Origin of the sequence: Duganella caerulea (genome assembly GCF_040362985.1) — a bacterium.
GTDB classification, from domain to species: Bacteria; Pseudomonadota; Gammaproteobacteria; order Burkholderiales; family Burkholderiaceae_D; genus Rugamonas; species Rugamonas vulcania.
The window spans coordinates 262,570-274,645 of the sequence record NZ_BPWJ01000006.1 but is presented as its reverse complement, the minus strand read 5'-3'; the positions used below and the strand labels follow the sequence as shown (position 1 = coordinate 274,645).

The 12,076-nt window shown below is 62.2% G+C and carries 9 protein-coding genes; 4 read left to right on the top strand and 5 right to left on the bottom strand.

Going from position 1 to position 12,076, the window contains the following annotated elements:
- Positions 1-411: 411 nt before the first annotated feature.
- Together ACUJB0_RS20000 and ppnN are read right to left on the bottom strand one after the other, a co-directional pair.
- Positions 412-1,824, bottom strand: coding sequence for a YgdI/YgdR family lipoprotein (locus tag ACUJB0_RS20000; protein WP_444846747.1), 1,413 nt, complete (start codon positions 1,822-1,824; stop codon positions 412-414).
- Between the two features lie 49 nt (positions 1,825-1,873).
- Positions 1,874-3,244: a nucleotide 5'-monophosphate nucleosidase PpnN gene (ppnN, locus tag ACUJB0_RS19995; RefSeq protein ID WP_117010299.1), complete on the bottom strand. Its 1,371-nt coding sequence runs from the start codon at positions 3,242-3,244 to the stop codon at positions 1,874-1,876.
- A gap of 257 nt (positions 3,245-3,501) precedes the next feature.
- On the opposite strand from ppnN, the gene ACUJB0_RS19990 reads away from it, so the two are divergent.
- Complete coding sequence (locus tag ACUJB0_RS19990) at positions 3,502-5,001, top strand: peptide MFS transporter (protein WP_444846746.1); 1,500 nt, start codon at positions 3,502-3,504, stop codon at positions 4,999-5,001.
- A gap of 71 nt (positions 5,002-5,072) precedes the next feature.
- On the opposite strand, the gene glpD is transcribed toward ACUJB0_RS19990, so the two are convergent.
- A complete protein-coding gene (gene glpD / locus ACUJB0_RS19985) occupies positions 5,073-6,617 on the bottom strand; it encodes a glycerol-3-phosphate dehydrogenase (RefSeq protein WP_444846745.1) in 1,545 nt (514 codons plus the stop codon).
- A 187-nt stretch (positions 6,618-6,804) separates the two neighbouring features.
- On the opposite strand from glpD, the gene ACUJB0_RS19980 reads away from it, so the two are divergent.
- Positions 6,805-9,141, top strand: a complete 2,337-nt coding sequence (locus ACUJB0_RS19980) for a penicillin-binding protein 1A (RefSeq protein WP_444846744.1) — start codon at positions 6,805-6,807, stop codon at positions 9,139-9,141.
- A 1-nt stretch (position 9,142) separates the two neighbouring features.
- Here ACUJB0_RS19980 and ACUJB0_RS19975 read toward each other — a convergent pair whose 3' ends face one another.
- Complete coding sequence (locus ACUJB0_RS19975; RefSeq protein WP_444846743.1) at positions 9,143-9,823, bottom strand: TetR/AcrR family transcriptional regulator; 681 nt, start codon at positions 9,821-9,823, stop codon at positions 9,143-9,145.
- Positions 9,824-10,000: 177 nt separating this feature from the next.
- Here ACUJB0_RS19975 and ACUJB0_RS19970 point away from each other — a divergent pair, with 177 nt between their 5' ends.
- Together ACUJB0_RS19970 and ACUJB0_RS19965 are read left to right on the top strand one after the other, a co-directional pair.
- On the top strand, positions 10,001-10,915 hold the full coding sequence (locus ACUJB0_RS19970) for a lipase family alpha/beta hydrolase (protein ID WP_444846742.1): 915 nt from the start codon (positions 10,001-10,003) through the stop codon (positions 10,913-10,915).
- Positions 10,916-10,925: 10 nt separating this feature from the next.
- Positions 10,926-11,849, top strand: a complete 924-nt coding sequence (locus ACUJB0_RS19965) for a lipase secretion chaperone (protein ID WP_444846741.1) — start codon at positions 10,926-10,928, stop codon at positions 11,847-11,849.
- Between the two features lie 8 nt (positions 11,850-11,857).
- Here the strand turns inward: ACUJB0_RS19965 and ACUJB0_RS19960 are convergent, their stop codons facing one another.
- Entirely contained in the window at positions 11,858-12,034 is a 177-nt protein-coding gene (locus ACUJB0_RS19960; protein ID WP_444846740.1) for a hypothetical protein, read from the bottom strand.
- Positions 12,035-12,076 lie beyond the last annotated feature (42 nt).

The following is a 12,076-nucleotide window of genomic DNA, read 5'->3' as shown; positions in this document are numbered from 1 at the left end:
AAACTCTCCTGACTCTGGATAACTGCGATATGCGATTCCGTTACATCGGAGCGCACACCCGTTCCGAGCAGCGTGCTTTTCGATCAATCCGATGTTTTCTCGTTGTGCGCCAGTTAGCCATCACGGAATAGATCGTCCGCCCCGGCGCGGCGCATGAACGCGCTGATTCCGGTGCGAGATTATTCGATGAGATATTGCACGGGTTTAGGTGCGAGGAACTTCGGTTGGCGCGAAATTGATATAATTGACTAATTCAATTGTACCTGTATTTGGCTTATTGATATTTATCGAATTTAATAATTCTTGATTTGCATTAAGATTCCTTGCGGCAACGAGTCGATCCTTGTGCGGACTTGCGCCGCGAAGAGTAAATCAAGCCACAATGTACTGAATCACACGACCCGGGGCGATTCATTCAGCGCTCGGTGGATCTTCGCGCGAAAAGTCCTCGCGGAAGATGGTCGCGATCACGGTGCCGCCATTCTTCGATGGCAGGACGGCGAAGGCGAGATTCCGCATGACGAACACCGTCTCGCCAGCCTCTCCAGTGCGAATCGCCTCATCCAACCTATAGCCATTGCGTCCCTGCCTGCCCAGGCTGGACTCGATCAACGCGTCACAGTCGATGCGCTTGGTATCCTCGCGGCGCGGACATTGGTCGCCCCGCACGAAGGGGATCTTGCGCTGCTCTAGGCGCTTGGAGATCTCGGCGACCACCTTCTCCGGCGTGGAATCCGCGAACAGCGTATAGCCGCTGCCGCTGAGTTGGGCGCGGCGAAGCAGCAGCAGCTTCGCATTGGCGCCGAACGCCTGCTTGGCCGTAACCGGAGCGTACACAAACGGCGGCGTGTAGTCCTCGCCAAATTCTCGGTTCATCTCGCCGACCGTCGCCTGGCGCCAGCCGCTCACGCAGCCCTTATGGGCGGGATTGAAGCAATTGCGATATCCGCCAGCCTCGGTCAGGAATAACTCCTCGAGAGGGTTGGGGGTTTTGCGATTCTCCGGCGCCGCAGGTACGACATCCCACTTCCCTTCCGCGTTACGCTGCCAGGTGTAGGACTGGTCGAACCAGGCACGGACGCGATCATATGGATTAACCTTGGGATCCGGTTCGCGCGGCAGGCTGACAATCGGAATAGGCAGCGCATCGCGCGATTCGCCATTGTCATCCGCAACCAGCAGGTTCGATGGATCATCCAGGCTGTCCACGTAGGCAAACGACTTCTGGTCCGGCGAAATCGACACAAGGGACTGTATCCAAAGCTTGTCGCGGCGCTCATTGAAGGGAGCCGGCAATACCTGCACCTTCATGGGAAAAACGCTAAGCAAGAATCCCGGCGTCGATCTGCCGGGGAAGTATCTTGCGCCAGCGCGCAGCGGATAACCGAACGGGAATTCCCTGGTCATCGCACGCTGGCTGTCCCCGCGTTCCAGGTCGCCATGGTCTATGCGGTCCACCACCACCTTGCCGGCGGTTTCGTGCACCAGGTATTCCTCTTTCTCTAACGGCGAGTTGGAGTGCACGAAAAAGGCGGGACGATCGAGGCCGGGCCAGGGTTCGATCAGGTCGGACTTCTCGATGACGATCCGGCCATTGTGGATCAGGCGTTTGTAGTCCGAGTGCCATGCGCCGAAAAAGCCCTTGCCGCCGGACTGCCGAATGGAGAGCACTGTAAATTGTCCATTGGGCGCATCCTTCGTGACGTATTCGCCGTCCTTGAGGGTGCTGACATACGGCCCAAAAGGCTTTTGCATATTACTGGTTTCGCAGCCGGCCAGCAGGCCAAGGGCGATCAAACAAATTACAGGGACGGCTTTGGCCATGGTGCTCAATCTGGCGTCCGCGCCTATTGCACGCGGACGCCGGCTGGTGTTACTGGATCACGCGATAGCAAGGCGTGTACTGCTTGCCCGCCAGCTTCATGCGATGCTGCGCCACGAAGGATGCCAGCAGCGCATCCATCGGCCCCATGATCTCCTTGTCGCCGTGGATTTCGAAGTGGCCGAATTTCTCGATGGCGCGGATGCCCTCGTCCTTGACGTTACCCGCCACCACACCCGAAAACGCGCGGCGCAGGTTCGCAGCAAGCAGGTGCACTTCCTGGTTCTTGTGCAGGCTCAGGTTGCGCATGTTCTCGTGCGTGGGCGCGAATGGATGCTGGAACTCGTGGTCGATCTTCAGGCCCCAGTTGAAGTAGTAGGCGTCGCTGCGGGATTTGCGGAACTCGCGCACCTGCTTGATCCCCGCCTGCATCTCGCGCGCCACCAGTTCGGGATCGTCGATGATGATCTTGTAGCGCTGCTGCGCCTCGGGGCCCAGCGTATCGTGGATGAACTGGTTGATCTGCACGAAGTACTCGCGCGACGTCTCCGGCCCGGTGAACACCAGCGGGAACGGGATCTCGGCGTTATCGGGATGCAGCAGGATGCCCAGTATATAAAGGATCTCTTCGGCCGTCCCCGCGCCGCCGGGGAACACGACGATGCCATGGCCGGAGCGCACGAACGCTTCCAGGCGCTTCTCGATGTCCGGCATGATCACCAGCTCGTTGACAATCGGGTTCGGCGATTCGGCCGCGATGATGCCCGGCTCCGAGATGCCCAGATAACGCCCCTTGTGCAGGCGCTGCTTGGCGTGGCCGATGGTGGCGCCCTTCATCGGGCCCTTCATCGCGCCGGGACCGCAGCCGGTGCAGATGTCCAGGTCGCGCAAGCCCATTTGATAGCCGACTTCCTTCGAGTAGTTATACTCGGCGCGGTTGATCGAGTGCCCGCCCCAGCACACCACCAGGTTCGGGTTGAGCATGGGCTTGAGCACCCCGGCATTGCGCAGGATGTGGAACACCGAGTCGGTGATGCCTTCGGTGCTGCCCATGTCGAACTTTGGATTGTCGCTCACCTCATTGCTGACGAAGACGATATCGCGCAGCACCGCGAACAGGTGCTCGTGAATCCCCTTGATCATTTTGCCGTCGACGAATGCGATCGCCGGCGCTCCCTTGATATCGAGCTTGATGCCTCGCTCGCGCTGCACAATGCTGATTTCGAACGACTTGTATCGTTCCAGCAGTTCCTTTCCATCGTCGATCGTGCTGCCGCAATTGAGCACGGCCAGCGCGCAATTGCGGAAGATGTTATAGAGGCCGCCCTGGCTTGTGTCGAGCAGCTTGTTCACTTCCGCCTTCGAAAGCACTTCCAGCTGGCCTTCGGGCGAAATCAGGGTATCGACAACGTCATGTTCCATGATGCGAAAATCCTTATTCAAATTCGATGCATAACAGGTAAGCCTGCACTGCCAATATACGACAAACCAGCGCATTGTGGGGCGGAGAATGCCGCAGCAGGAATTTACATAGTTCTTAGCACAAAAGACATAACTTTGCAGGCACGCCATCAAAATGTACGAGCGGAGTGATTTGTAGATTAAAATGGCGCCCAATTTGGCTCCCCATAAGGGAACCCGAGACACTTTTCATAGATCATAAAATTAGGAGAAGCCGCATGAGCGGTGCTACCACCACCAATACGGAAGTCGCTATTCCCGAATTCAAGCAGATCATGGGTCACCCTGCTCCGCTGTGGATGTTGTTCATGACCGAGTTCTGGGAGCGTTTCGCGTTCTACGGCATACGCTGGGCCCTGGTGCTCTACGTCGTGGCGCAGTTCTACAGTGGCGCCCCCACCGGCGAGGCCCCGGCCAACCTGATTTACGGCTCCTACCTGGCGCTGGTCTACGCCGCCGCACTGTTCGGCGGCTACGTGGCCGACCGTGTCCTCGGCTACCAGCGCTCCATCCTGGTCGGCGCGACCTTCATGGCCGCCGGCCTGTTCATGATCGCCTTCCCCAACCAGACCGTATTCCAGCTTGGCCTGGCGACCGTCATCGTCGGCAACGGCATGTTCAAACCAAACATCTCGACCATGGTCGGCAAACTGTATAGCGCCGCCGATCCGCGCCGCGATTCCGGCTTCACGATTTTCTACATGGGGATCAACTCCGGCGCGATGGTCGCACCGGTGCTGACCGAGTGGCTCGCGTCGACCATCTTCGGCACCAACGGCATGCCCGCTTACAAAGTGGTGTTCATGTCGGCCGGCGTCGGCATGCTGATCTCGCTGGTGTGGTTCTTCATCGGCCGCCGCAACCTGAAAGGCATCGGCGCTCCGGACGCATCGAACTCCGATCCAAAGCGCGTGATGTACGTGGTTCTGGGCTCGCTGTGCGTGATCCCTGTGGTTTACTTCCTGCTGGCCGCCGGCGCCAACAACCTGCAGGTCGTGCTGTCCGCGCTGTTCATCCTGCTGTCGGTGATGCTGCTGATCGAAGGTATCAAGAACGGCAAGGTCGCCCGCGACAAGGTCATCGCCATGCTGCTGATCTTCTTCTTCAACATCATGTTCTGGATGTTCTTCGAACAGGCAGGCAGCTCGTTCACCTTCCTGGCCGAGAAAATCGTCAACCGCCAGATGTTCAACTGGACCTTCCCAGTGGCCTGGTTCCAGATCTTTAACTCGCTGGCCATCATCGGCTTCGCGCCTGTCGTGGCCTTCGTCTGGATCGCCATGCGCAACAAGAATCCTTCGATCCCGCGCAAATTCGGTCTGGGCCTGCTGTTCAACGGCTCCGCCTTCGGCCTGCTGATGTTCGCGCTGTCGTCGCTGGTCAGCGCCGACAACCATATCCCGTTCTGGACCCTGGTCATGGTCTACGTGCTGCAGTCGATCGGTGAACTGTGCCTGTCGCCTATCGGCCTGTCGATGGTGACCAAGCTGGCGCCTACCCGCCTGGTTGGCCTGGGCATGGGCGGCTGGTTCCTGTCGACCGGTATCGGTAACAACCTGTCGGGCATCTTCGCTTCGGCGGTCAGCGGCGAGAGCGGCATGTCGGTAGGGTCGGCGCTGTCCGGCTACACCTTCGGCTTCTGGTCGCTGATGGCCGGCGGCGTGCTGCTGTTCCTGATCGCACCGCTGATCCAGAAGCTGATGCACGGCGTGAAGTAAGCGTCTTCCGCACCCAATAAAAAACCACCTGCACGGAGCGCGATCCTAAGCGCTTCGGCAGGTGGTTTTTTTTATGCGGCCTGCTTGAACTGGAACGGGTTCGCCGCGAGCCAGGCCTGCAGCTTGTCGCCGGCATCCTTCGGCAGGTGCAGGCCCAGTTTGGAGCGCCGCCACAGGATGTCCTGCGCGGTGCGCGCCCATTCGTAGCGGCGCAGGTATTCCACTTCCGCCGCGTACAGGCCTGGCGCGATCTCCTCGCCCATTTCGGCGACATCCTCTTTCTTCCCGAGCAGCGTGTGCACGCGCGTGCCGTAGGCGCGGGCGTAGCGCGCCACCAGCAACGGCGGCAGCCAGCTGTAGCGGCCCTGCACGTTGCGCAGCCAGGTGTCGAATTCCAGCACCGAGCGGTTCTGCGGCTCAGCCCCGAACAAATCGCCGCCAGGCAGGCAGGCGTTGTGGGTCCAGGCGCCGTGGCGGTTGCCCAGCGATTTGGCGATCAGGTCGACCGCCTCTTCCGCCAGCTTGCGGAAAGTGGTGATCTTGCCGCCGAAGACGCTCAACATCGGCGGACCGTCGCTGTCGACTTCCAGCCGGTAGTCGCGGGTGACGGCCTTGGCGTCGGCGCCGTCTTCCACCAGCGGGCGCACGCCCGAATAGGTCCACACCACGTCGGCCGGCACGATGGGCTTGACGAAGTACTGGCTGGCCAGCTCGCACAGATAGGCGATTTCGTCCTCGCTGATGGCGACCTGGTTGGCGTCGCCGTGGTAATCGAGGTCGGTGGTGCCGATCAGCGTGAAGTCGCGCTCATACGGAATCGCGAACACGATGCGGCCGTCCGGATGCTGGAAGATGTAGGCGTTGTCATGCTCGAAGATGCGCTTGACGATGATATGGCTGCCCTTGATCAGACGGAGATTCCCGCCGCCCTCCTTCGGCAGCGTCGAATGCAGCAGGCTCGCGGTCCACGGCCCGGCGGCGTTGACCACGTAGCGCGCGTTGACGCGGATGTCGCCGCAGCCGGTCTTGTGCAGTGCCGCTTCCCAGCCGTCGGCCTTGCGCGTCAGGGCGCTGCACAGGGTCCGGGTCAGGATGGTGGCGCCCTTTTCGCAGGCATCGATGGCGTTCAACACCACCAGCCGGGCGTCGTCCACCCAGCCGTCCGAGTAGATGAAGCCGCGCTGGAATTCAGGCTTGAGCGGCTTGCCCGCCGCGTGCGCGCGCAGGTTGATACCGGCCGACGCGGGCAGCAGCTCGCGCTTGGCCAGCAGGTCGTACAGCATCAAGCCGGCCCGTATCATCAGCGCCGGACGCTGGCCTGGCGCATGCGGCATCACGAAGCGCAGCGGCCACATGATGTGCGGCGCGGCGCGCAGCAGCACCTCGCGCTCGATCAGTGCCTTGCGCACCAGGTTGAATTCGTAGTACTCCAGATAACGCAGGCCGCCGTGTATCAACTTGGTGGAGGCCGACGAGGTATGCGATGCCAGGTCGTCTTTTTCGCACAGCACCACCGACAACCCGCGCCCCGCCGCATCGCGCGCGATGCCGGCGCCGTTGATGCCGCCTCCTACGATCAGGATGTCGCAATCAAGAGTGTGCAGCGGTTCCGCCATGTCTTCCCCGGTTGTAGAGCGTTTTTAGTCAGATATCTGCCAATATCTATTACGTTACGACAAAATCACCAATAGTCATAGGGGGGAGTGACCATATTTGCATAAAAAGCCACTTTTCATTTAAGGGTACCCAAATTTTTGTTGGTCTATAATCGCGCCTACCCGCCGCTATCGTGAGACTAACGCCTTGAGTGCTTCCCCCATCAATCTGTCCAAATGGCTGACCCGCCGCAACGCCATTCGCGGCTTTATCGTGGCCGGCGTCGCCGCGCTGATCGCCGGCGGCCTGCTGCTGGCCTATTTGCTGCTGTATGTCGCGCCCAACCTGCCGTCGCTGGAGGTCATCACCGACTACCGGCCGAAGATCCCACTGCGCATCTACACCGCCGACAATGCCCTGATCGGCGAATTCGGCGAGGAGCACCGCGACTTCGTGCCGATCAAGGACATCCCGGAGATGATGAAGAAGTCCGTGCTGGCGATCGAGGACAAGCGCTTCTACGACCATAACGGCATCGACTGGCGCCGCGCGCTGGGCGCCGCACGCGCCAACCTGGGCGGAGCGATGCGCCAGGGCGGTTCCACCATCACCATGCAGGTGGCGCGTAACTTCTTCCTCACCCGCGAAAAATTCTACGGCCGCAAACTCAATGAGGTCATGCTGGCCTTTAAGATCGAGGCTGCGCTCAGCAAGGAGCAGATCCTCGAACTGTATATGAACCAGATCTACCTCGGCCAGCGCTCCTTCGGTTTCGGGGCGGCCGCGCAGGTCTACTTCGGCAAGCCGCTCAAGGACCTCGACATCGCCGAGATGGCGATGCTGGCCGGCCTGCCGCAGAATCCGGCCCGCCACAACCCGGCCGTCAATCCCAAGCGCGCCAAGCAACGGCAGCATGTGGTGCTCAAGTCCATGCGTGACCTGAACTACATCACCGAAGAGCAGTACCAGAAGGCGCTGCACGAAACGCTGCACGTCAGCCATCGCGGCCAGGAGTTCGACACCCACGCCGAGTACGTGGCCGAACTGGCGCGCCAGGTGGTCTACGCCCAATTCAAGGAGGACTCGTACACCAAGGGCATCAGCGTCTACACCACCATCCTCAAGGCCGACCAGAACGCGGCCTACGAATCGGTGCGCCGCAATGTGCTGAACTACGACCAGCGCCACGGCTACCGCGGCCCGGAGGCCTTCATCACGCTGCCGGCCACCGAGGAGGAGCGCGACGACGCCATCGAGGAAGCGCTGCAGCGCCGTCCGGGCAGCGACCGCCTGATCCCGGCCGTGGTGCTGGAGGTGGGCGCCAAGTCGGTCAAGGTGCAGAATCCGTTCGGCGAGGAGATCACCATCAGCGGCGACGGCCTGCGCCTGGCCGCCAACGCGCTAAGCGACAAGGCCAAGGACAGCGTCCGCCTGCGCCCCGGCGCGGTGATCCGCATCATCCAGGAGAAGAACAGCTGGAGCATCACGCAGGTGCCGCAGGTGGCGGCGGCGTTCGTGTCCATAGATTCGGTCACGGGCGGCTACCACGCCATGGTCGGCGGTTTCGATTACAACCTGCAGAAGTTCAACCACGTCACGCAGGCGTGGCGCCAGCCGGGTTCCTCGATCAAGCCGTTCGTGTATTCGGCGGCGCTGGAAAAAGGCTTCTCGCCGGCGACCCTGATCAACGACGTGCCGCTGGACCTGACCGGCGCGGAAACCGGCAACGAAGCCTGGAGCCCCAAGAACGACGACGGCAAGTTCGACGGCCCGATCACCATGCGCACCGCGCTGGCCGAATCGAAGAACGTGGCCTCGGTGCGCATCCTGCGCTCGATCACGGTGCCGTACGCGCACAACTACCTGGGCAAGTTCGGCTTCGACCTGGCCAAGCATCCGAAGAACCTGACCATGGCGCTGGGCACCGGCTCGGTCACGCCGGCGCAGCTGGTGGGCGCGTACTCGGTGTTCGCCAACGGCGGCTACACCGTCGAGCCTTACCTGATCGCGAAGATCGTCGACGGCAGCGGCAAGATCATCTCCGAGGCCAAGCCGCGCACCACGCTGCCGGACGACGCCCGCGTCATCGACCCGCGCAACGCCTTCGTCACCGACAGCATGCTGCGACAGGTTACGCGCACCGGCACCGGCGCCGCCGTGGCCCGCCTGGGCCGCCCCGACCTGGCCGGCAAGACCGGCACGTCCAGTGACGCCATCGACGGCTGGTTCGCCGGCTACGGCGGCGGCATCGTGGCGGTGTCGTGGATGGGTTACGACGACTCGAAATCGTTGGGCGGCAAGGAGTTCGGCTCCAGCGTGGCGCTGCCGATCTGGATCGACTACATGAAAGTGGCGCTGCAAAGCCGTCCGCCGCAGGAGCGCCAGGTGCCGGCCGGGCTGACGCAGGTGGACGGCGAGTGGCTGTACGACGAGTTCACCGGTGACGCCGCGCGCCACACGCTGGACATGGACGATGTGCCGCCGGGCGCGGAGAACGTGGCGCCGCAGCCGGCCGGCACGACGCCGCCGCCGCCGACCAACTAAATCAGGGCGCCAGGTAGGCGCGCATGAGGCGCACGGCGCTGTCCGCAAACTGGTCCGGGCTGACATCGGCGGCCCGGTACTTCCAGCGTTTCACATACCAGTCCTGGAACGTCGCCATGATGTGCGCGGCCTGCATTTCCGGGCTGCCTTCGGGACGATCCGGAATTTGCGCGATCACGCCGGCAAACAAGGCCTGCACGTACAACTCCGATTCCTTGGCGGTGGTGCGCTGGGCCGCCTGCAGCACGCGCGAATCCATGAACACAAAGTAGAACCACGGCTGCAGGATCTCCGACACGTAGATCGAGGCGCGTATCAAGGCCTCCAGCTTGTCCAGCGGATCGGCGACGTCGTCGGACAGGCGCGGCATCTCGTGGGTGGCGTGGCGCACCACGTCCTCGATCATCTCCGCCAGCTGGTCCTTGTTGCTGATGTAGCCGTACAAGCCGCCCATCGACAGGCCGGTTTCCTGGCACAGGTCGCGCAGGTTCATGGCGCGGAAGCCGACGTCGTTGGCCAGCTTGAACGTGGCGCGGAAGATCCGCTCCAGGTTCTCCAGCGCCGGCTTGCGGCGCTTGACGGTGATGCGTTCAGCGTTGTGGTCGAGCAGGTACGCCCAGACATTGGCGCCGTCCAGCGGCGTCATCGCCTGAAATTGTTGGAAGTCGAATCGCGACGGCAAGGGAGTCTCTTTGTAGGATTTTTATCATCGATTATAGCGCACGAAAACAACTGTCATCAGCAGCCCGTCAGATTGGCTCCCCAGGCCTAGCGTGCGGACTGCAACGCCATCGGCTCGGTGCTACATTTTGTTGACCGGGGAAGCACCCGGACTTCAAAAATATAACCGGAGACTTCAATGATTAAACGCTATTGGACCTACCTCGCCGCCTGCCTGATCGCACTTGCCGCCCTGCCCGCGCCATCCTGGGCCACCGGCTACACGCAAACCAAATATCCCATCGTGCTGGTGCACGGCCTGTTCGGCTTCGACAACATCGGCCCGGTCGACTACTTCTACGGCATCGCCTCGGGGCTGCGCAGCGGCGGCGCCAATGTGTACGTGACGTCGGTGTCGGCCGCCAACAGCACCGAGGTGCGCGGCGAGCAGCTGCTGTTGCAAGTCAAGCAGATCCTGGCCGCGACCGGCGCCTCCAAGGTCAACCTGATCGGCCATAGCCACGGCGGCCCCACCGCGCGCTATGTGGCGTCGGTGCGTCCGGACCTGGTGGCTTCGGTCAGCAGCGTCGGTGGCGTCAACAAGGGTTCGAGGGTGGCCGATGTGCTGATCGGCGCCGTGCCCGACGTGACCTACGCGCTGGCCAACGCGGTGTCGGGCTTCATCAGCTTCCTGTCCGGCAGCCCGACCTTGCCGCAGAACGCGCGCGCGGCGGCGACCTCGCTGAGCACCGCCGGCACGCTGGCCTTCAACAGCAACCATCCCGAAGGCGTGCCGACGTCGGCCTGCGGCGAAGGCGAGTATCAGGTCCATGGCGTGTACTACTTCTCGTGGAGCGGTGCGCAGCCTTACACCAATATGCTGGATATCAGCGATCCGGTGCTGGCCCTGACGGCGATCGCCTTCAACGGCGCCAAGAACGATGGCCTGGTCAGCAGCTGCTCCAGCCATCTTGGCCGCGTGATCCGCGACGACTATGCGATGAATCACCTGGATGAAGTCAATCAGATGGTGGGCATCACCAATCTGTTCGAGACCAGCCCCGTGACTATCTTCCGCCAGCAGGCCAATCGCCTGCAGGGACTGGGACTGTAAGGAGCTGATGATGAGCACAAACGCGAAACTGCTGCGCTTCGGCGCGTTGGCCGCTGTCGTCTGCACCGGCTTGTATCTGGCGCTGCCGCGCAGCGAGCCTCCGCCGGCCAGGCCTGCAGCGGATCCAAACTATTTTGCGTTTGTGCCGTCGATGATCGGCACCCGGCCGGATGGCGACGTGCGCCAGGTCGCTGGGGACAAGCTGGCCGTCAACGCGGAACTGGCCTACCTGTTCGACTACTATCTGGCGGGGCTGGGCGAGAAGCCGCTGGAGGCGATCCGCGTGGAGATAGGCCGCGAACTGGATCGCCGCCTGAACGCGGCGCCGGCGGCCGAGGCCAAGCGCCTGCTGGACGCCTACCTGGCCTACAAGCGCGCGCTGGTCGATGTGGAACGCGCACTGCCGGCCACACCTGATCTGGCAAAGGGCGCGCGCCAGCGGCTGGAGGCCATGCAGCGTCTGCGGCGCTCCTACTTCAGCGATGCGGAGGCGGAGGGCCTGTTCAGCGCCAGCGATGCCTACGACCTGGATGCGCTGGCGCGGCTGGAGATCAATGCGGACAAGGGCTTGAGCGATGCGCAGCGCAAGGAGCGGATCGCGGCGCTAGACGCGAAGCTGTCGCCGCAGGAGCGCGAGGAACGCGCCGCGCCGGCCAGGGTGATGAAGCTGGAGGACGATGTGTCGAAGGCCCGCGAACAAGGCATGGGCGACAACGAGATCTACCGCATGCGCGCGGCGGCGCTGTCGCCCGAAGCGGCGGCTCGCCTGGCCGACGTGGACCGTGAGGAAGCTGACTGGCACCGGCGCATCGCCAGCTATCAGGCGCAGCGCCAGCAGCTGGCCGGAGCCGGCGATCCCGCTTCATTGCAGAAGCTGCGCGACGCCATCTTCTCCGCCGACGAGCAAAAGCGCCTGGGTGCATACGAACAGTAAGCGTATTTCTAGTGCACGTAGCGGGCGATGTAATCACTCAGATCCATTCCAGACTCTTGGGTGGCGAAATTGTTCTGCATGACAGCCACGTCCTTCTCCAGCACCCCGAGGCGCGCCTCGACACGTTCATCATAGGTGCGGCCCGGGATATTTTCAAATTTACTTCCTTCAATGTTCGCAGGCATGGCAGCTCCTCGGCAGCGGGACACCCTCCACACTCGCGCGCC